This is a genomic window from Verrucomicrobiia bacterium, assembly GCA_026414565.1.
Classification (GTDB): domain Bacteria; phylum Verrucomicrobiota; class Verrucomicrobiia; order Limisphaerales; family Fontisphaeraceae; genus Fontisphaera.
The window spans coordinates 43,903-65,810 of the sequence record JAOAIT010000052.1 but is presented as its reverse complement, the minus strand read 5'-3'; the positions used below and the strand labels follow the sequence as shown (position 1 = coordinate 65,810).

Below are 21,908 nucleotides of genomic sequence, written 5' to 3'. Positions count from 1 at the left end.
CGGCCACCTGCATGGCGGCCGCGCTCAAAGCTAGAAAAGCACTGCCTACTTGGCAATGGGAAATCCGCCCCCCAAGGTGCTGCCAAAGCTGGGTGCGGAGCGGCTTTTTCCTGTGGCGGGAGCGCATTAGTTTGAGCCAGACCCCGGGGCGGGCAGGGTTCACCCCGTAGTACCCGGGCCGCAAAAACTTTCGCTTGACGCCATGGCGGGGGCGTCTTATGTTCACGGCGTGTTTATGAATATGCTTCGGCACGACGTACTGCTGGTAGTCGCCGTAAACGGCGGCGCCGTGTGCGCTTGTCGAAGCTAGGGAGCATGATTTTCGACAAGAACCCACGGCCCAGTCGGTCGTGGGTTTTTTGTTAGCCCGCGACCCCGGGCCAACAAACCCAAAAACACAACATGAGCAGCAAAACGACAGCAGCAGCGACCATGCGCAAGAAGGCTCCGGCACGCAAGCGCGCGGAGGTGGGACGGTTAATGCAGGGCAGCGAGATTTTCGTGGAAGCCCTGGAGCGTGAAGGGGTGGAGGTGATTTTTGCCTATCCCGGCGGCGCCAGCATGGAGTTGCATCAGGCGCTGACCCGGTCGAAGCAGATTCGCACCATTCTGCCGCGGCATGAGCAGGGGGGCTCCTTTGCCGCCAGCGGATATGCGCGGGCGACGGGCAAGGCGGGCGTGTGCATGACCACCAGCGGGCCGGGCGCGACCAACTTGGTGACCGCCATAGCGGATGCGTACATGGACAGTGTGCCGTTGATTTGCATTACCGGCCAGGTGGTGACCTCGATGATTGGCCGGGGCGCCTTCCAGGAGACGGACGTGTTTGGGATGACCCTGCCCATCGTCAAGCACAGCTATCTGATCACGGACATTGCCGATGTGCCGCGGATCGTCAAGGAGGCCTTCCATATCGCCACCACCGGCCGGCCCGGCCCGGTGGTCATTGACTTTCCCAAGAACATCCAGCAGGCCAAAACCCAGCCGGTGTGGCCGACCGAGGTGAACCTGCCCGGATACCCGCCGCCGCCGGAGCCGGATGAAGTGGCGTTGAACGAGATCATCGGGCTGATTGAGAAGGCGGAGCGGCCGGTGATTTATTGCGGTGGCGGGATTATTACCGCCCACGCCCACAAGGAATTGCTGGAGTTTGCGGAGCTGACCCAGATTCCCGTCACCACCACGCTGATGGGGATTGGCGGATTTCCGGAGACGCATCCGCTGTCGTTGCGGTGGCTGGGGATGCATGGGGCCGCCTATGCCAACTGGGCGGTGAATGGGGAGCAGCGCAAGGAGAAGCGGGCGGACGGCACGGAGCAGGTGGTCACGGTGGCGCCGGGGGCGGATTTGCTGCTGGCGTTGGCCGCGCGTTTTGATGATCGCGTGACCGGGAAGTTCGACAAGTTCTGCGAGCATGGCACGATTGTGCACATTGACATTGACGCCAGTGAGCACAACAAGAATCGGAAGGTGCATCTGGCGCTGCAATGTGACATCAAGGCCGCCCTGGGGCGGCTGGTGGCGATGATCAAGCGGCGGGGCATCCGCAAGCGATTTGATGCCTGGCATCAGCAGATTGCCCGGTGGAAGGAGAAGGCCCCGTTCCGTTATCAGATTACGGAGGAAGTCCTGCGTTCCGATCACATGCGGGATCACATGCAGGGACAGGAGAAGGAAGTGATTTTGCAGCAGCATGTCATCGAAGTGCTGTATGAGCTGACCGGCGGGGACGCCATCATCACCACCGGGGTGGGGCAGCATCAGATGTGGGCCGGCCAGTGGTACAAATACACGCGGCCGCGGCAGTTCATCACCAGCGGCGGATTGGGGGCCATGGGCTTCGGCTACCCGGCGGCGTTGGGGGTGAAGGTGGCGTGCCCGGACAAGGAGGTGATTGATATTGATGGCGATGGCTCGTTCCTGATGAACGTGCAGGAGCTGGCCACGGCGCACATTGAGAAGATTCCCGCCAAGGCCATCATTCTGAACAACCAGCACCTGGGCATGGTGGTGCAGTGGGAGGATCGTTTCTATCAGGGCAATCGCGGCCACACCTATCTGGGGGACCCGGAGAAGCGTGAGGCCATTTACCCGGACTGGGTGACCATTTGCAAAGGTTTCAACGTTCCCTGCGAGCGGGTGATGTACCGCAAAGATTTGCGGGGCGCGGTGGAGCGGATGCTGGCCGCCAAGGAGCCGTATGTGCTGGACATCATCGTGCCCTATACCGAGCACGTGTTGCCGTTCATTCCGGCGGGGCGGACGGTGGCGGACATGATCATCTGAAGGGCGATTATTTGCATCTAGAACACATGAAGCTCAATGCTGCACTAAAGGACCTGCCGGTTTATCAGCCGGGCCGCCCGATTGAAGAGGTGGCGCGGGAACTGGGGTTACCGGCGGAGGACATCATCAAGCTGGCCTCGAATGAGAATCCGCTGGGGCCGTCCCCCAAGGCCCTGCGGGCCATGGCCAAAGCCGTGCCGCAGGTGAACCTTTACCCGGATGGCAATGCGTATTACCTCAAGCAAAAGCTGGCGGCCAAACTGGGTCTGACGCCCCAGCATATCATTCTGGGCAATGGTTCGAATGAGATCATTGAGTTTCTGGGCCATGCGCTGGTGGAGCCGGGGGCGGAGGTGGTCGTGAGCCAGTATTGTTTCGCCATCTACCCCATCATCACCAAGATGTTTGGGGGCACGGTGGTGGAGGTGCCGGCCAAAAATTACGGCCACGATTTGCCGGCCATGCTGCGGGCGATCACGCCGCGCACGCGGGTCCTGTTCATTGCCAACCCCAATAACCCCACTGGCACGCGGGCTTCCAATCGCGCGCTGCAACAACTGGTGCGGGAGGCGCCCGAGCAGGTGATGGTGGTGTTGGACGAGGCCTACATTGAGTTTCTCGAGGATCCGGCTGATTTTCTGCCAGTTCTGCGGGCGGGCAAGCAGCGCAACCTGATGCTCATGCGGACTTTCTCCAAAATCTACGGCCTGGCCGGGCTCCGGCTGGGCTACGGGCTGGGCCATCCGGAGATAGTGGCGGCCCTGGAGAAAATTCGCCAGCCGTTCAACATCAACAGCGTGGCGCAGGCAGCGGCACTGGCCGCGTTGGACGACACCCGGCACGTGGAACGGACCCGGCGGGTCAACCGGCAGGGGCTGGCCTATTACGGGGAGGTCTTGGAGAAAATGGGGCTGAAATACATTCCCTCGGCCGCAAATTTTGTACTGGTGCAAGTGGGGGAGGGGCAGCGAGTATTCGAGGCCATGCAACGGCGGGGGGTCATTACACGTCCGATGGGCGGCTATCGTTTGCCGGAGTGGCTGCGGATTTCGATTGGCACACCGGCGGAGAATCGTCGTTGTGTGGCGGCGCTGCGCGAGGCGCTGGAGGAAATCCGGCCCTGCTCCACGCAACCCTGATGGCTGTGGCGGCGCCCGATCCAGGCCGGCTCAAGCGATGGATGGCGCAGGTTTGCCTGCGTTGCCCGGTGTGCCGGCAGGCCCGGCGGAAACAGCAGGGCTGGGCGTACAAACTGGTGAAAAACGTGGAGAGCGGCACCTGTCCCTTTTGCCGTGCTTACGCGCAAGTGACGGGGCGCGCCGCCCATGAGCCTCTGCCGGGGGAGGAGGGCAGAGGCTAGCGCAACTTGACCTTGACCACCGCCTGCTGGATGGTCAAGAACGAGCCGCGGCGCCGGGGGACGAGCACCTGGAGATTCAGGGCGTCACCCGCTTTGCGGGAGTGAATCATTTTGGCCGTAGTGACCACATCGGTGGCCGCTTCCTCTTCCACGGCCAGGAGAATCATGCCCCGTTCCAAACCCGCCCGTTCGGCCGGACCGTCTTTTTCCACGGCGGCCACCCACAGGCCGCTGCCGTGGGGGAGGCCCCAGCGGTCGGCCAGTTCAGGGGTCATTTCCTGGAGGGTCGCGCCGAGGCGGCGTTCGATCAATTTTTCGTTGAAGAAGCTTTTTTCGGGCACCAGACGCACCCGGAGGGTGGTTTCCGTGCGGTCCCGCTTGATTCGCAAGGGGATGTCCCGATCCTCCCCCGAACGCAGGAGCAGACGGTTGAACTCGATGAAGCTGTGCACGGGCTGGCCATCCACAGCGAGAATCTGATCGCCTTCCTTCAAGCCGGCCCTGGCGGCGGGGCTGCCTTCCATGAGGTTGGTGACGGCCAGGGGAAAAGCCCCGGGTTTGACGCGGGCCCCGAACCAGAGGCCTTTCAAATTTTCCGGGGTAAAACTTTCCGCCAGGGCCTCGGAGACCATTTTGATGGGGATGGCGAAACCGATGCCCTGGCCTTCGCGATAGACGGCCACATTGATGCCGATTAATTCGCCCCGCAGGTTGATGAGCGGCCCGCCGCTGTTGCCGGGATTGATGGCGGCATCGGTTTGCAGCCAGTCGGCGACGTCCATGGGTTCATTGCCGGTCAGTGGGCGCCGGTTTTTGGAGCTAAGAATGCCCCGGCTCACCGAGCCGCCCAAGCCAAATGGGTTGCCCAGGGCAATCACCGTCTCGCCCAGCAACAAATCGTCATCGGCGGCAAAACGAACGGCAGCAAAACGCTCACCCGGTTTGCAGCGGATTTTTAAGAGGGCCACGTCACTTTTGGTGGAGGTGACGACGCGGTCGCATTCAAACTCGCGGTTGTCGGCAAACCGCACCATGATGCGGCTGGCGCGGCGCACGACGTGGTCGTTGGTGAGCACATACCCCTCTTCATCAATCACGACGCCCGAGCCAAGGCTGTATTGGCGCTGGGGCATGCGCCGATAATAGGGGTCATAGAACTCGCGCAGCAGCTCCTCCAGGGGATGGCGGGTGGGCACGACGGTTTCGGTGGCAATGTTCACCACGGCGGGCATGACTTTTTCGATGGCCACCACGGTGGCATCCCGCCGCACGTCCACCTCCTCGGCGGCGTACAGGGGCAAAAGCATCAAACCCGTGACCAGGCAGACGACGGATTTCCAACCTGCAGGTTGCATGTGGGCAACTTACCCTGCTTGGAGGCCCAAAGCCAGCCCGCAGTTGTCTGGTGCGGGATGCCACCGGGCAGGGGCACCACCGGGCGACGGGTCTTGGCTCTTTATGGAATTGCGGGTGAGGCAGCTTGAATCTTGAAAAGCCGCCGTATGTCCTCTACCTTGGGCGTCATGAAATCCCCGATGACACCCTGTTGGCCGGATGCCACCGTGCACAAGGCGGCCGAATATGAGAGCCGGCCGGTGAGCCGCCGCTCGGCTTTGCAAACCACCCTGACGGCCACGGCGGCGATGATGGCGGCGGCTGCGAGTCCCGGCGGGGCGCAGCCCGGCCCGGCGGCCAATCCGCTGCGCGCCTCACCCACCTTGTACAACATGAAAAAGTCCATCAATCTGTGGGCTTTTCCCTATCCGGAGAAGATGAATCTCCGGCAGTGCCTGCAGCTTGCCAAGGACGCCGGGTTTGACGCTGTGGAACTGAATTACGATTTGGAGAATGACCTGTCCCCGAAGGCGGGTTCCAAGGAGTATGCGGCGATTCGCAAGATGGCTGAGCAAATAGGGATTGCCATCAGCGGCTTGTGCAGTTTTTTGTTCTGGCCGTATCCGTTGACCAGCAATGACCCGGCGAAGCGGGCTCGGGGTCTGGAGCTGGCGCAGCTCATTGCCATGGCTGCGCATGACTTGGGGGTTGAAAATGTGCTGGTGGTGCCGGGGGCGGTTCACATACCGTGGCGCACGGATCACGAGCCGGTGCCCAATGATCTGTGTGATCAAAGAGCCCGGCAGGCGGTGGGACAACTGCTGAAAACGGCCGAGAAACTGGGGGTTTACCTCAACATCGAAAACATCTTTTTCAATGGGTATTTGCTGTCGCCCTTTGAAATGAATCAGTTTGTGGATTCCTTCCAATCCGAGCATGTCCGGGTGCATTTCGACACGGGCAACATCATGCAGTATCAATTTCCGGAGCACTGGATTCCCATCCTGGGACACCGGATCCGCAATACGCACTTCAAGGAATTCAGCAAGAAGTCCACGGATCATTCCCTGGAAACCTTCCGTCCCTTGTTGGACGGCACGACCAACTGGCCGGCGGTCATGGAGGCCCTGAAGAAGGTCAATTATACGGGCTATCTGACATTCGAGTATTTCCACCCCTACCAGCATTATCCCGAGGCGTTGATTTACCACACCAGCGATGCGCTGGATCGGATTCTGGGCCGCAAAGGCTGAGCCGGGCGGGTGGGGTGGGGCGGTGTCTCAAGGCAGGACATTGGGGGGGGCTGGATTTGGGCAAAAAATTTGGACAGTCAGCCGGGCCAACTGTCCAAATTTTGGAGGAACTTATGCGGCTCCACCTACCGGGTGGCGCCCGCCTGCTTTGGGTGGTCAGCACAGCAGGCGAACACCGCATAAGCAAAGGGTTGGGGGAGCGTTACTTGGGGATGTACCCCAGGTACAGCATCAGGTAGTACACACAGACCACTTCCAGCGTGGCGAAGACCACAAAACTTGCGGTCACCAGCCACCAATTGACAAAGCGAAGCATCTTTTTCATGGCTCCATCTCCAGCCAGGCGCATGTTCATCGCATCCATGGCTGGGGGTGAAGCATAAGCCATGCCAAAGAGGTTGATACCGGCTGCTTCCCCCACCCAAAACCGTTCATGATGGGAGAGGGGGGCCGGGTTCGGTTTGAGGTGGTATGCGGGGCACTCGTGGCCGCGCGCCTGGCCGGAAGAAGCAGGAGGTGGGGGAGTGTTTCTGGGGCCGCTATTTGCCCAGTTCGCGGGCCAGTTTCAGTGCCCGGCGCAAGGTGGCCTCGCTGCGCTTTTCCATTTCGTTGCTCACCGTCCAGTGGTATTTCCAGATGAGATTGTTTTCATTGGGTATGGAGGGGTCCACCAGGTTCATGGTTCGTTGGAAATCGTCCACCAACTGGCGGTCGGTCAGGCGTGGCACGTTGTCAATCAACCGGCCAAACAGACGCTGGGCTTCATTGGTGTAGCCGCGGGAATGGAGGAGGATGAAGGCTTCGCGCAATTCCACCCGGCGGTCTTCGTTCAAGTGGTATTGGCGGACGATCATGATGCTGCAAAAGACCAGCATCGCCAGGAACAGCCAGGCATAACGATATTTTTGCCAAAAATACATGTGTGTGTGGCGCGCGCCGGACGGACTGGTTAACGCAGCCCGCTGCACGCAGCTTTAGAAAGTGGACGCTGCAACGCAAGGCTTTCTTCACTTTGAATGTGCCATGAGGGGCGGCGGCGCAGCCCCCAGCCGCCAGCCATCGTTTGTCAGGGCCGGCAACGGCCGGGCGGGCATCTTCTGCGCGGAGAAAAAAGTTGTCAGCGGCGGGATTTCCATTACGCTGGCGGTGGCACGATGAAGACCTTTGCGGAACTTGGTTTCCCTGGAAGATTGATTGCCGTTGAGGGCCTGGACGGCTCCGGGAAATCCACCCAGATTTATTTGCTCAAACGGTGGCTGGAGGTGCAGGGATTGAAGGTCTTTTTCAGCGAATGGAACTCCTCCGAGCTGGTGAAATCGGCCACGAGCAAGGGGAAAAAGCGCGAGCTGCTGACGCCCACCACCTTCAGTCTCATCCACGCCACCGATTTTGCCGATCGTTATGAGCGGCATCTGGTGCCGCTGTTGCGGGCCGGATATCTGGTGCTTTGTGACCGCTACATTTTCACGGCTTTTGCCCGGGACACGGTGCGGGGGTGCCCGATGGACTGGGTGCGCGGCATTTACAGCTTTGCCAACCTGCCGGACATCACCTTTTTCTTTCGGGCCAACCTGGAGGTGTCCCTGAATCGGATCCTCAGCGGCCGTCCGCAGCTCAAATACTTTGAAGCGGGGATGGATATGCGGCTGTCATCGGATCCTTATGAGAGTTTCCGCATTTTCCAGGGGCGGCTCCTTGAGCGTTACCTGGCGATGAGCACTGAATTCAAATTTACCGTCATTGATGCCAACCAGCCCATCGAGGCCCAGCAATCGCTGGTGCGCCAACTGGTGGCGGCCCGGATTGATTTGAAATCCTTCGCGCGCGAAAGCGCGGTGCACATTTCCGTTTGACCATGCCTGCCCGCAATTCCAGCAAACGTCCGCCCCGATCGTCCGCTGCGACGAGGCCTCCCTCCGTAACGGTGCCGGACATCGTTGTGCCCAAGCCGCGGCCGCGCTCCTTCTATGGCCATGGCCTGCCGAATGTGGATTCTTCGCATCTGCAAGGCCGATTGATTGTGGTCGAGGGCGCAGATGGTTCCGGCCGTTCCACGCAAATCCGGCTGTTGGTGGAGTGGCTTGAGGGCAGCGGTCACGCGACGGTGCAGGTGGGGTTGAAACGTTCCGAGCTGGTGCGTGATGAACTGGAGCAGGCCCAGCGCGGCAACATTCTCAGCCGCCGCACGTTCAGTCTGTTTTACGCCACGGACTTTGCCGATCAGTTGGAGAACACCATCATTCCGGCGTTGACGGCCGGGTTCATTGTGCTGGCCGATAGATATATTTACACGCTCATGGCGCGTGATCTGGTGCGGGGGCTGGAGGAGGAATGGCTGAAGAACCTCTATGGCATTGCGCCCATTCCGGACGCGGTCTTTTATCTGAATGTTTCGCCGGAGATTCTGGTGCAGCGCAACTTTGCCAAGAACTACCATTTGGACTATTGGGAGAGCGGCATGGATTTGGGGCTGAGCCGGGACATGTTTGACAGTTTCTTGAAGTACCAGTCGCTCATCTCGGAAAAATTTCTCCTACTGCAGCGCATCTACGGCTTTACCATCGTTGACGGCAACCTGCCGCCCGAGCAAATCAACCGGGAGCTGCGCCGCCGCATTGAGGAAGTGCTGGCGGGCAAGAGCCTGCAGAAGACGGCGGCAGGGGCGTCCTGAGGCAACAACACTTTAGTCCTCCTCGGCGCATGAGCGAACCGGCAAAACAAGAATATCTGGTGGGCGTGGACCTCGGCGGCACGAAGATTCTGGCCGGGGTTTTCACCACGTCCCTTAAATTGATGGGCACGGCCAAATTGAGCACCAAGGCCAATCGCGGGCCAGACGCGGTGATTGACCGGATTGCGCGTTGCGTGCAGGACGCGGTGGATGAGTGTGATCTGGAGCTCAAACAAGTGCGGGGTGTGGGTGTGGGTGCGCCCGGTTCGATTGATCCCGAAGCGGGCAAGGTCATTTTTTCCCCCAACATGCCCGGGTGGGAGAATATAGCTCTGAAGAAGGAATTGGAGAAACGGCTGGATGTGCCTACTTTCGTTGAAAACGACTGCAACGTATGCACGCTGGGCGTGTATGAGGCCGAGCTTAACGCCAAACCCAAACACGTGATTGGCATTTTCGTGGGGACGGGTATTGGGGGTGGTTTGATCATCGACGGCAAGCTGTTCAGCGGTTACAACCTCACCGCCGGCGAAGTGGGCCACATGGTGCTGGAGGTCAATGGCCCCAAATGCGGCTGCGGCAATAAAGGATGTTTCGAGGCGCTGGCCAGTCGTACAGCCATCTTTCGCCGCATTCAGACTGCTGTGAAAGAGGGGCAGAAGACTGTGCTTACCGACATGCTGGGAGCCAGTCTGGACGATCTGCGCAGCGGTGATTTGCGCAAGGCCATCCGCCGCGGCGATAAATTTGTGGAGAAGGTCGTGGAGGAGGCGGCCGAATACATCGGCATTGCGGTGGGCAATCTGATCAACATCATCAATCCGGAAGTTATCGTGCTGGGGGGCGGTGTGCTGGATGCCCTGGAAGACGAGATGATGGCCATCATCATCGAGACGGCGCAAGATTACGCCATGCCCGGGACGGCCAAAGGCATTGAAATTATTGCCTCGAAACTGGGCGATGAGGCGGGCATTACCGGCGGGGCCGTGCTGGCCCGTCGCATGCTCAAGGCGCAGGGCAAGAACTGAGTCAGCCGCCTTGTGGAGCTTGCTGCCGCCAGTCCTCCGCCGTCTTCAGCCGGCTGTCGCCGGGCGGTCATTGATGTCGGCACCAATTCGGTCAAATTGCTGGTGGCCGATATTCAAAACGGGGTGGTCAATCCCGTGATGGAGGGCAGCCATCAGACCCGCCTCGGCGAGGGACTTTTTCGCCAGCATCTCCTGCAACCGCACGCCATAGCGCGGACGGTTGAGGGTGTGGCCGACTTCGTCCGCCAGGCCCGTGCGCTTGGCGCCGAGGCCGTGCGTGTTTACGCCACCAGCGCGGCCCGCGAAGCCGCCAACCGCAACGAACTGGTGGATGCCCTCAAGAGCGCCACCGGCCTTGGTTTGGAAATCATTCCGGCCGAGACGGAGGCGGAATGGGCCTTTTTGGGCGTGTTATCGCACCCGGCCTTTGCCGGTCAGGATTTGTTGCTGATGGATCTGGGCGGCGGCAGCGCTCAGTTCATCGTGGGCGCGGGGGGCCATGCCCGGTTTCAGGCGAGCTACCCCTTGGGATGCGTCCGCTGGCTGGAAAAAACGCATTTGAGCGATCCGCCTGCGCCGGCTGAAAAACAGGAATGTTGCCAGCGGCTGCATGCCTTTTTGAGTTCTGCCGTATTGCCGGCGCTTCAACCGCACCTGCCTGCCGGCTGCCAATGGGTGGGCATTGGCGGCACCGCCACCATACTGGGGCGCATGGAGCTGGGGATGACGGGGTTTGAGCGCGAACAGCTTGAAAACCTGCGGTTGCCGGCGGACAAAGTACGGCAATGGCGCGATCATCTGTGGAGCCTGCCCCTGGCCCGGCGCCGCCAAATTGCCGGCCTGCCGCCCAACCGGGCCGATGTCATTCTCATGGGCACCGCCATTTTTGCCGAGGTTATGCAGCTTTTGGGTTTTGCCGAACTCTGCCTCAGCACCCGCGGCCCCCGCTTCGGCGCTCTATTGAGCATGTAAAGGCCGTGGGGACGCTCTTTACCGCGTTATAGTCCAAGCGCCGGCACCTGTTTTTTTCGTGTTTGCGCAACAATCTTCTCGAAAGGGGTGGGGGGGTGTGATAAAGTCCGAATACTGCACGCACCGGCAAAGTGCCCCGGTGTATTTGGGATGAGAAGATGAGTCGTAAAATAGTGTGTTTGTGGGCCGGTCTGGTGACCGGATTGGCGTTATGGGCGCAGGGTGATACCACCCCGCCGCAGCTTGTGGACATGCAACCTCCGCCGGGGGTAGCCACCAATCTCAGCCAGGTGTGGGTGGCCTTCAGCGAGCCGGTGACCAATGTGCTGGCGGAGGATTTGCTGGCCAACGGGATGCCGGCGCACACGGTCATTTTCACCAATGGCGGGTATTTGTTTTTGTTTGACCGCCTGAATTATGGGGAGGTGCAGATGACGTGGGATGCCGGGCATGATATTCGGGATCTGGCCGAGCCCCCCAATCGTTTTGTGGAAGACGCGCCTTCTGCGCGGTGGACTTACCATTACGTGGATGTGGAGGCGCCCCGCCTGGTTTCGGTGACGCCGCCGGCGGGGGCGGTGGTGCGGAAGCTGACGCAGGTGGAGGTGGTGTTCAGTGAGCCGGTGGCCGGGGTGCGGGCAGGCAGTTTGCTGGTCAATGGGACGCCGGCCGGCCAGCTTACGTTGCTGGCGCCGGGGCAGTATCGTTTCAGTTTCAGCCAGCCGGCAACGGGCACGGTGTATCTGGCCTGGCAGACAAATCATGGGATTGTGGATTTTGCTGCGGCGCCCAATGCCTTTGTGGGTGAAGGGTGGACGGTGACTTTGAATCCGCAACTGGGCCTGCCGACGGTGCGGATCAACGAGTTTCTGGCAGGGAATGAGAGCGCGACGGGTTACAAGGACGAGGATGGCGAATTGACCGACTGGATCGAGTTGTACAATTACGGCAGCGCGCCGGTGAATTTGGGCGGGATGTCGTTAACGGACAATGCGAATGATCCCGGGCGTTGGGTGTTTCCGGCGGTGGTATTGCAGCCGGGCCAATATCTGGTGGTGCATGCGTCGGGGAAGGATCGCAAGACCGGTTTGCGGCTGCACACCAATTTTCGGCTGAATCTCAACGGCGATTATCTGGGCCTGTACAATGCCGAGTCGCCGCGGGAGGTGGTCACGGAATTTCGGCCGCAGTTTCCGGAGCAGCGGAATGATTACTCTTATGGGTTGAGTCCCGGAGGGCAATGGAAGTATTACGCCTCGCCCACGCCGGGGGCGCCCAATCCCGACAGTCCCTTGACGGGGGTGACGCCGGTGGCGCATGTGAGTGTGGCGCGGGGATTGTTTGAGCAGCCGTTCACGCTGGTTTTGACTCATCCGTTGCCGGGGGCCACGTTGCGTTACACCACTGACGGCAGCGCGCCCACGCCGAGTTATGGCACGTTGTACACCGGGCCATTGCGCATCACCAACACCACGGTGTTGCGGGTGCTGGCGACTTATCCCAATTTGCTGCCCTCCAAGGTGGTTTCGCACACGTATATTTTTCCGGGGCAGGTGTTGCGGCAGCCGAATGATCCGGCGGGTTATCCGGTGGGCAGCACGGTGTGGACGGGGTATCCGTCCGATTATGAGATGGATCCCGAGGTGGTGAACCACCCGGCGTATGCGGCGCAGATGACCAATGCGCTGCGGGCGCTGCCGATATTGTCCATCACCCTGAGTGTGGATGATCTGTTTGGGTCGGTGAACGGGATTTACACGCACCCGGAACCGCCGGCGGATCAGCGGTATTTGTGGGAGCGGCCCTGCTCGGCGGAGTTCATTTTGACGAATGGCGCCACGGCTTTTCAGGTGGATTGCGGCATACGCATACAAGGCAATGCCTCGCGCACGCCGCAAAAGACGCCGAAGCATCCCTTCCGGCTTCTTTTCCGGGGCAAGTATGGGGCAGGGGATTTGGAATATCCGGTGTTTGAGGACTCGCCGGTGCAGCGGTTTGACACCCTGGTGCTGCGGGCTGATTTCAACAATTCCTGGGTGCATTGGGATCCCAACCAGCGCCTGCGGGGGACCCGAATCCGGGATGCGTGGGTCAAGGAAACCGCGCGGGACATGGGCATGTTGTCCGGGCACTCGCGCTTTTTCCATCTGTATTTGAACGGTTTGTACTGGGGGGTCTATGAATTTGGGGAGCGGGTGGATGCCAATTTTGCGGCGAACTACCTGGGCGGCGCGCCGGAGGAATACGATGCGATTGTTTCCAAACCCACGGAGGCGATTGATGGCGACATGACGGCCTATAATGCGATGGTGGCGCTGGGGACCAGTCCGGCCATCACCAATCTGGCCAACTACAATGCCCTGACCCAGCGGCTGGACATGGTGCATTTTGTGGATTACATGCTGCTCAATTTTTACGGGGCGAATCAGGACTGGGGGCGCGATGGCAACTGGAACGCGGTGCGCAAACGCGCGGCGGACGGGCGCTTCAAATACGTTACGTGGGACGGCGAGCAACTGATCGTGGATGTCAACCACAACCGGGTGACGAGCACGGATTTGCCGTCCAACCTGCACACCAATCTCATATTGAACGCGGAATACCGGCTGTTGTTTGCCGATCGCACGCACAAGCATTTGTTCAACAACGGCGCGCTTAGCATTGAGAACAACATTGCGCGCTGGCAGCGGTGGACCTCCATTTTGCATCTGCCCATCATTGCGGAGTCGGCCCGTTGGGGGGATTACCGCCGCGATGTGCATCAATATCAAACGGGTCCGTATTATCTCTATACGCGGGATGATTACTGGCTGCCGGAGGTGAACCGGCTGATTCAATCCTATTTTCCCCAGCGCCAGAGTGTGTTTTTGAGCCAGATGCGCAGTGCGGGTTTGTATCCCACCAATGCCGCGCCGTCCTTCAATCAACATGGGGGACGAGTGCCGCAGGGATTTGCGCTGGTCATCACCAACAACGCGGGGGGCGGCGCGGTTTATTACACCACCAATGGTCTGGATCCGCGCGTGTATGGCACGGGGGCCATTGAGCCTACGGCCCGGCTGTACACCGGACCGGTTATCTTGAACAGCTCGACGGTGGTCAAGGCGCGGCACCTGGTTGGCACCAGTTGGAGCGCCCTTAATGAGGCCGCCTTTCTCATGGAGCAACTGGGGACGCCGCTGCAAATCACCGAGATCATGTACAACCCGCCGGGGGGTGATGCTTATGAGTTTATTGAAATCTATAATGCCGGGGGCGTGCCCGTGGACTTGAGTTATTTCGGATTGGCGGGCGTCAATTACACCTTCCCGGTGGGCCGGGTATTGGCGCCGGGGGAGGTTTTCCTGGTGGCATCGGGGCTGAGCAGCAATGCCTTTGCGGCGCGCTATCCCGGGGTGAAGGTGGACGGTTATTTTGGTGGCAATTTATCCAACGGTGGGCAGCGGCTGGGCATTGTGGATAAACGCTTTGTGCCGGAGGGCAATATCTTTTGGGTGACCTATGATGATGAAAATGGCTGGCCCAGAGAGCCGGATGGCTATGGATATTCTCTGGAGTATGTCCGGCGCGAGGGGGATCCTGATGAGCCGGCCAACTGGAGGAGCAGTGCGGCATGGGGGGGCACGCCCGGGGTGGTCACCACCGCATCCGCGACGCCGCCGGCGCCCATTCGCTTGAACGAAATCATGGCCGCCAACCTGACCACCCTCACCAACGGGGGTACGATGCCCGACTGGGTGGAGTTGCATAATAGCGGCATGAGTGCCGTCAATCTCGCCGGCTGGAGCCTGAGCGATAACAGCAATCCGCGGAAGTTTGTTTTTCCGGCCGGGACCACCATCGAGGGGGGCGGCTATTTGCTGGTTTTCTGCGATACCAATTACACGGCGCCCGGCTTGCACACCGGCTTTGCTCTCAACCGGGGCGGGGACCGTCTTTACCTCTATGATGCACGAACCAATCTGGTGGATGCGATGGGCTTCGGGCTGCAACTGGACGACTATTCCATCGGCATCGTCAGTGGCCAATGGGTGCTCAACCGCCCCACACCACGCGCCCCCAACCAGGCTGCGCCGCTGGCTTCGGCCGGGCAATTGGTGCTCAATGAATGGATGGCGAATTCCCCGCCTGGCAGCGAGGACTGGCTGGAGATCTACAATCCGGCGTCCCTGCCGGTTGGTTTGCAGGGGGTTTATTTTGAGCACGGCGCCACCATATACCGCTACAATGCGTTGTCATTCATTCCAGCGGGCGGTTACCTTCGATTGTTTGCCGATGAGACGGCCGGGCCGGAACACCTCAATTTCAAACTGGCCGCCGGTGGCGGGGCAATTGCCTTGCATGACAGCGCTGGCAACTTAATTCAGCGCGTCAGCTATGGCCGGCAGACGGAGGGGGTTTCGATGGGGCGTCTTCCGGATGCCAGCAGCAATTTGGTGTATTTCCCGCTGTCGCCGACGCCCGGCGCGCCGAATTACCAGATGACCAACAGCGGGCCGCGGTTGAATGAAATCTTGGCGATTAATTACGGGTCCGTGACCAATGCCATGTTCCGCCGGGCTGACTTTATTGAGTTATACAACCCCCTGGGTGTGACGGTGAATTTGGGGGGCATGCGGTTGAGCGATCGGCGCGACGTGCCTGACAAGTGGGTATTCCCGACCAATACCACCCTGCCTGCGGGAGGTTTCCTGGTGGTCTGGTGTGATAGTGAGCGTCCGGCCACCACCAACGCCGGCCCCTATCTTAACACGGGCTTCGGGCTTTCCGGGGAGGGCGAGGAGGTCTGCTTGTTCAACGCGCAGGGGTTGTTGGTGGATTCAGTGAGTTTTGGGCCTCAGGCAGCGGACTTCAGCATTGGGCTGCATAATGGGGAGTGGCGGTTGCTGGCGGCGCCCACTCCCGGGCAGTCCAACGCCGCGCCGGCGTTGCTGGGAGATCCCCTGAACCTGCGCATCAATGAATGGATGGCCAATCCCGACAGCGGCGATGATTGGGTGGAATTGCACAACCTGGATGCGCGGCCGGTGGCTCTGGGCGGGCTGGTCTTTGCGGATTCGCCGGCTTTGGTGTGGCCCAACCAACAAGCGTTGCCGCCGCTAAGTTTCATTGGGCCGGGGCGACAAACCTTGTTTTACGCCAGCGGCAGCCGTTCGCGGGGTGCCAACCATTTGCCGTTTGCGCTGAGCGCCCTGGGCGAGAATCTGCAACTGCGGACAGCGGACGGGCGCACGATTGATACAGTTGCGTTTGGGGAGCAACTGCCGAACGTGGCGGAGGGGCGCCTGCCCGATGGGGGCAATGTCATCACTCGATTTCCGGCCTCGCCAACCCCCGGCCGCCCGAATTACCTGCCCCTGACCACGGTGGCCATTAATGAGGTGCTCACGCATACGGATGCCCCGCTGGAGGATGCGGTGGAGCTGATCAACCTGGTCAACGCGCCGGTGGATGTGAGCGGGTGGTACCTGAGCGATCAGGAACATGACCTGCGGAAATATCGCCTGCCCCAGGGCAGTGTGCTGGCGCCCCAGGGCTTTTTGGTCTTCTACGAATATCAATTCAACGCGGGCGCCAAACCTTTTGCCTTAAGTTCAGTTTATGGCACTGAGGTTTGGCTGTCGGAGGCCGATGGCGAGGGCCGTCTTACCGGTCGGCGGACGTTTGCCGCAGTGGGGCCGATGGCCAACGGTGTTTCCGCCGGCCGCATCAACACTACTGTGGGCATCGAATACGTCCCCCTGCAGCGGCGCACGTTTGGGCGGGATAACCCGGTCAGTCTGGCCGAGTTCAGGCAGGGCGGGGGATTGCCCAATGCCCTTCCCCTGGTGGGGCCGGTGGTGTTGAATGAGATCATGTATGCCCCGCCCACGGGGGGCACAAATGCGGAAGAAGCGGCGGTATTGGAATACATTGAACTGTTGAACCTCTCCACCAACAATGTGCCGCTATATGATCCGGCTTATCCCACCAACACCTGGCGCCTGCGCGGTGGGGTGGACTTTGATTTTCCGCAGGGCACGGTGCTGCCGCGCCGGGGTTTCCTGCTGGTGGTGGGATTTGACCCGGCAAGGGATGCCACCGCCAGAAATACTTTTCTGACACGGTATAACCTGCCGAGCAATACGCCGCTTGTTGGGCCGTGGCGGGGACGCCTGGATAATGCCGGCGAGCGCGTGGAATTGCAGCGGCCTGATCCCCCGCAAGGGCCGGGACCGTTGCAGGGCTATGTGCCTTACCTGCTGGTTGAAGGGGTTACTTATGCGCCGAATCTGCCCTGGCCTCCCGAGGCGGCGGGGGGCGGGGCGGCGCTTCAGCGGTTCTGGCCCATGCGTCATGCCAATGAACCGGTCAACTGGCGGGGGTTATCGCCCACCCCGGGCCGGGCGAATGTGCCGGCCTACCTTGGGACGGATATAGACCAGGACGGGCTGCCCGATGCTTATGAAGACGAGTACGGCTTTAATAAATTTGATTCTGCCGATGCGGATCAAGATGCCGACGGCGATGGTTTCAGCAATTACGAGGAGTTTTTGCTGGGCACGCAGCCCCGGCAGGCCGGCAGCCTGCTTGCGGGGCCGGTCATTGCCGCCCAGCCGAGGCCGGCGTTTGTGAGTGCGGGTGAGGCGGCAGTCTTCCGCCTCAGTGTGGCCAATTCGGCGGGTGCGGGATTCCAGTGGTTTATGGATGATCAGCCGTTGGCGGGCGCGAATGAGGCGGTGTTGACGCTGACCAACCCGCCGGCCCTGTTGGCCAATCGTTTCCGTTGCGCGGTGGCCAATGTGGCCGGGCTGGCCATGAGTGAGCCGGTGTATATCACCTACGTCATCCCGCCCATGCCGTTGGCGGTCACCAATGGCACCACCACCAATCTCACGGTGACAGTTTCCGGGTTGGGCAATTACACCTTCCAATGGCGGCGCAATGGGGTGGACGTTCCCGGTGCCACGCAGCGGACGTTGGGGCTGACCAATGTCACGGCGGAGGTCGAAGGATGGTACACGGTGGTTATACGGGATGGCTCATGGACGTATGAAACGCCGCCGGTTTTTTTCAAGGTCATGTATCGGGTGAGTTTTGTCCGGCAGCCCGAGCCGGCAGTCATACGCGCCGCGGGGGAGAGCGTTACTTTGAGCGTGGAAACCAGCGGCACGTGGCCCATCACCTACACTTGGCGGCGGGTGGGCATTCCGGTTGCCATGATGACTTTGGACAGCAATGTGGCGACGCTGACGCTGACCAACTTAAACGCCACCAATGCCGTGTATTACGATGTGGTTATTACCAATCAAGTGGGCGTCCTCGGGCGGGCCAACAGCGAGCGGGCGTTTGTGAATGTGCTGACCAACGTGCCTTTGAGCCGCGCGGTGCAACCCGGCAGCAACGTGGTGTTGTCGGTCGGCATGACCGGCCTGCAAGCCTTGCGTTTCTATCAGTGGCACTTCCAAAACCAGCCTTTGCCCGGCATGACCAATGCCACGCTGACGCTGGCTAATTTTCAGGCGACAAATGCGGGGGCCTATCATGTCACGGTAAGCACTACCAATGCCACTTATGATACTGCACCTGCGTGGGTGACCCTGCTGGCGCCGCCCGTGTTGTCGCGCCCTCGACTGGAGGCTGGAGGGCAATTCCGCCTGACCTTGGAGGGTAATCCGGGTTTGCGTTATGTGGTGGAGGCTTCCTCTGATTTGGCAGGTTGGACGAACGTGGCCATAATTGCGGCCACCAATCGTCCTTTGGAGTACTTATTGCCCCAGGGAGAGGGGGGACAACGGTTTTACCGTGTGCGTTTGTCCCCTTAAACCGGAGATTATTATTCCGAGGTGCGAGGGGATGCACGGCCCACCATGAGCAAGAAACCTACTCATCGCGGAGTGGCGCCGGAGGATGGCGAGTTGTTTGAAACGCGCCATCAGCCGGCCTTGCGGGCAGCCATGCAAGATTTGTGCTGGTTGTTGGATCGGGATTACGCCCTCCAATCCGCGGTGGAGCTGGTGGGTAATCGCTACAATCTCACCGCGCGCCAGCGGCTTGCGCTCAAACGGTGTGCCTGCACGGCGTCCGCGCAGGCGGACCGCCTCGCCCGCCAGGCGCCCGTGGAGGCGCTGCGGGGTGAAACGCTCTGGCTGGATGGATTCAATGTGTTATTGGCGGTGGAGGTGGCTCTGTCTGGTGGCGTGATTTTGCGGGGGCGTGATGGTTGTTACCGTGATGTGGCGGGGGTGCATGCCCATTACCACCGGGTGGCCGAAACGGAGCCTGCCTTGCGGTTAATTGCGCAGGTGACACGACAATTGGGAGTCGTTGAATGTCGCTGGTATCTGGACCGTCCGGTTTCCAACAGTGGCCGCTTGAAACATTTGATGCTCGACTTGGCCGAAACGGAGGGTTGGCCCTGGCAGGTGGAGCTGGTGCTTAATCCAGATCACGTTCTGGTACATAGTGAAAGTCTGGTGGCCACGGCCGACAGCGCGGTGCTGGATCGTTGCCGGCGATGGGTCAATTTGACCGGTTGGATAATTCATCATTATACGCCAAAGGCCAGGGTGGTGGATTTATCGCTCCAGGTTTAACTCGTTCGGCAGGGAGAGTTTGATTTTTTGTGTCTCTCCACTAAATTTCATGGCATGTGCCCGCGCGCTTCCGCCTCCGTCAGACCGCCATTGCCAGAGTTACCACCTTGGGTGCAGCCGAACCCGCAGGGGGCTGTGTTGCATATCAAAGTCCAGCCGCGGGCTTCGCGTGGCGGTATCGAAGGGGTGTTGGGGCAGGAATTAAAAGTTCGGGTCACGGCGCCGCCGGTGGACAGTGCGGCCAATGAGGCACTCCTTGAACTTCTGGCAGAGTGTCTGGACTGTCCGAAAAATGCCCTGGTCATTCTCCGGGGACAAACCGCCCGGCATAAAGTTATCTTGGTGCGGGGACAAAACGCAGCGCAAATAGGGGAGCGAATCAGAGCACTCATGTGAATATACGCCGTTGGCTGTGCGGGATGGGGGGCTTGGCGGTACTGGTCGCCGGATGCGTAACCAGCCGCCAACAGGCGCTTTCTCCCGAACAAGAACAACAACTGCGGCAAAATCTGGTGACGCCCGTAGAGGCAGGCTTGACCATTACTCACCGGCAGGGGGCTGTAGTGGTGCGTTGGCGCGAAATGGTGCGACCTGAAGATCCTGTGACCGTGCCCATGATTCGCCGGGAGGAGAATTCCCATCAGCCCCGCATCTTTGTGCGATTAAATGGCGGGCGCGCTGTGCCTGTGGTGGTGGATACCGGGGCGCCGGTGAATCTTTTGGAGGCCGACACCGCCTTGGACAATTTTGTGCAAACATTGGACCCCCAGCACCTGCGGCATGCCTTCCAAGGACTGGCGGGCGCGGAAGAGGCCTGGTTCGGCATGGTGCGACAGGTGACCATTGGTCCGGAACTGGCCCTTCGCAATGTTTTTACGGCGATTCGTGGCGCCCGGCACGAGCGGCGCCTGGGCGGATGGCTGCCCGTGGAACGTTGGAAGGGAGATGCCTTGGGCATGTCCACCTTGAGCCAGTTTGCTTTCGTACAGCTTGATTATCGTGGGGGTGCCGTCACGTTTTCGCATCGTGAATACTTTGCTCCTCCTGCGGCGGCAGTGGCGCAGGCGCCGTTGATTTGGACAAACGCTCAGTTGCGCGTGCCGTTGCGGCTGGGGGGGCGGGAGTACGCCGCGCTGGTGGATACCGGCAATGATGCCGCGCTCATGCTCAGCTCCAATGTGGTGCAGGCCTTGGGGTGGGCTGGGTTGGCGGCCAAGGGTCGGCGCGAGGTGTATGTGGGCTTGGGGGGCGAGCGCGTGTTGCGCCGCTTTAGCGTGCCGGAGATGCGTTTGGGGGAGGCCGTCTTTCAGCGGGTGCCTGCGGTCAGCGGGCCGGAGGAATTTGGGGTGGTGCTGGGCAGCGGTTTTTTTTACCGCTACTGCGTGACATTGGATTTGCGCCGCCGTCAGATGTGGGTGGAACAAGGCCGCAGGCGTTGAATTTTTTTCTGCGCGGTGGTTGAGAGAAAATCTTAGCAAACAGTGTGCCATCTGTTTGATGAGATGCGTTTTTTTTTTTTTTTTTTTTGACACCCGAATAACCCAGATTCATAGTGTGGCTAACCCGGCGGAGTTTGAGCCGGGGTCATTTCATGCGGAGAGGCAGGAGCGAGACATGAAAGCCGCAGGGGTCAAGGAAGTGAGGGGAATTACGTTGTTGGAGATGCTGGTGACGGTGGGGATTCTTGCCGTGCTGGCGGCTTTGCTGTTGCCTGCGGTGGGTAGGGTGCGCGAGCGGGCGGCGCGGGTAGCCTGCCTGAATTGCCTGCGGCAGTTGCAACTGGGGTGGCACATGTACGCGCAAGACCACTTGGGGGCGTTGGTTTCGAACCTGGCGCTGCACACCAATGGCGCGTGGCGGAGCGCGCCCGATTCGTGGACGGGGCTGAGCAGCGCGCCGCACGATGCCACTGGGCAAAACATAGCCGGGGGCGCCTTGTGTCGGCTGGGTTATGCGGCCAATGTGCAACTGTTTCGGTGTCCGGCCGACCAGTCCACGGTGCGGGACCTGCGGGGGCAAGACCTTGGTTTGCCCCGCACGCGCAGTTATGGGATGAACGGGAATGTTGGGGGGCGGACCAATGAGGCGCAGGCGACGGTGAACCGACTGTATCAGATACGGAATCCCAGCCGGTTGTTTGTATTGATTGATGAACATGCCGAGAGCATAGACGACGGGCATTTTCTGGTGTGGTCGGCGCCGGATGAGCGGTGGGTGAATTTGCCGGCGGACCGGCACAGTCGTGGGTGCAATTTGAGCTTTGCCGACGGCCATGCGGAGCATTGGCGGTGGCAGGCGCCGAAGACGTTTGCCCCCAAAACCAGTTATTGGAAGAAGGCCTCCAATCTGGCGGATTTGGAGGATTTGCGGAAATTGCAGGCAAACACCCTTTCCCATGTTCCATATTCCTATGACAGATGAAATAGC

Annotated in this window: 14 protein-coding genes; 11 read left to right on the top strand and 3 right to left on the bottom strand. The window is 60.3% G+C overall.

All coding sequences use genetic code 11. The features are described 5' to 3' along the window. Positions 1–432: 432 nt before the first annotated feature. On the top strand, positions 433–2,286 hold the full coding sequence (locus tag N3J91_11965; protein MCX8157140.1) for a thiamine pyrophosphate-binding protein: 1,854 nt from the start codon (positions 433–435) through the stop codon (positions 2,284–2,286). Positions 2,287–2,312: 26 nt separating this feature from the next. Further along, the gene (gene hisC / locus N3J91_11960; GenBank protein MCX8157139.1) at positions 2,313–3,425 is read left to right on the top strand and encodes a histidinol-phosphate transaminase; all 1,113 of its coding nucleotides are present in this window, start codon (positions 2,313–2,315) and stop codon (positions 3,423–3,425) included. Between the two features lie 217 nt (positions 3,426–3,642). On the opposite strand, the gene N3J91_11955 is transcribed toward hisC, so the two are convergent. Next, entirely contained in the window at positions 3,643–5,001 is a 1,359-nt protein-coding gene (locus N3J91_11955; protein ID MCX8157138.1) for a trypsin-like peptidase domain-containing protein, read from the bottom strand. Between the two features lie 180 nt (positions 5,002–5,181). On the opposite strand from N3J91_11955, the gene N3J91_11950 reads away from it, so the two are divergent. Further along, positions 5,182–6,234: a sugar phosphate isomerase/epimerase gene (locus N3J91_11950; protein MCX8157137.1), complete on the top strand. Its 1,053-nt coding sequence runs from the start codon at positions 5,182–5,184 to the stop codon at positions 6,232–6,234. A 202-nt stretch (positions 6,235–6,436) separates the two neighbouring features. Here the strand turns inward: N3J91_11950 and N3J91_11945 are convergent, their stop codons facing one another. Further along, complete coding sequence (locus N3J91_11945; GenBank protein MCX8157136.1) at positions 6,437–6,622, bottom strand: hypothetical protein; 186 nt, start codon at positions 6,620–6,622, stop codon at positions 6,437–6,439. 151 nt (positions 6,623–6,773) lie between these two features. Then, positions 6,774–7,154 carry a hypothetical protein gene (locus tag N3J91_11940; GenBank protein MCX8157135.1) on the bottom strand — a complete coding sequence of 127 codons (381 nt, stop codon included), beginning with the start codon at positions 7,152–7,154 and terminating at the stop codon, positions 6,774–6,776. A 234-nt stretch (positions 7,155–7,388) separates the two neighbouring features. On the opposite strand from N3J91_11940, the gene N3J91_11935 reads away from it, so the two are divergent. The 8 genes from N3J91_11935 to N3J91_11900 all read left to right on the top strand — a co-directional run bounded on the left by N3J91_11935 (position 7,389) and on the right by N3J91_11900 (position 21,902). Next, complete coding sequence (locus N3J91_11935) at positions 7,389–8,087, top strand: thymidylate kinase (protein ID MCX8157134.1); 699 nt, start codon at positions 7,389–7,391, stop codon at positions 8,085–8,087. Between the two features lie 2 nt (positions 8,088–8,089). After that, positions 8,090–8,905: a thymidylate kinase gene (locus tag N3J91_11930; protein MCX8157133.1), complete on the top strand. Its 816-nt coding sequence runs from the start codon at positions 8,090–8,092 to the stop codon at positions 8,903–8,905. Positions 8,906–8,934: 29 nt separating this feature from the next. Further along, a complete protein-coding gene (locus N3J91_11925) occupies positions 8,935–9,933 on the top strand; it encodes an ROK family protein (GenBank protein MCX8157132.1) in 999 nt (332 codons plus the stop codon). Positions 9,934–9,945: 12 nt separating this feature from the next. After that, positions 9,946–10,905 carry a hypothetical protein gene (locus N3J91_11920; protein ID MCX8157131.1) on the top strand — a complete coding sequence of 320 codons (960 nt, stop codon included), beginning with the start codon at positions 9,946–9,948 and terminating at the stop codon, positions 10,903–10,905. A gap of 158 nt (positions 10,906–11,063) precedes the next feature. Continuing rightward, entirely contained in the window at positions 11,064–18,710 is a 7,647-nt protein-coding gene (locus N3J91_11915) for a lamin tail domain-containing protein (protein ID MCX8157130.1), read from the top strand. Positions 18,711–18,755: 45 nt separating this feature from the next. Further along, a complete protein-coding gene (locus N3J91_11910) occupies positions 18,756–19,481 on the top strand; it encodes a DUF434 domain-containing protein (GenBank protein MCX8157129.1) in 726 nt (241 codons plus the stop codon). A 428-nt stretch (positions 19,482–19,909) separates the two neighbouring features. Beyond that, a complete protein-coding gene (locus N3J91_11905; GenBank protein MCX8157128.1) occupies positions 19,910–20,920 on the top strand; it encodes an aspartyl protease family protein in 1,011 nt (336 codons plus the stop codon). 175 nt (positions 20,921–21,095) lie between these two features. After that, the gene (locus tag N3J91_11900; protein ID MCX8157127.1) at positions 21,096–21,902 is read left to right on the top strand and encodes a DUF1559 domain-containing protein; all 807 of its coding nucleotides are present in this window, start codon (positions 21,096–21,098) and stop codon (positions 21,900–21,902) included. Positions 21,903–21,908 lie beyond the last annotated feature (6 nt).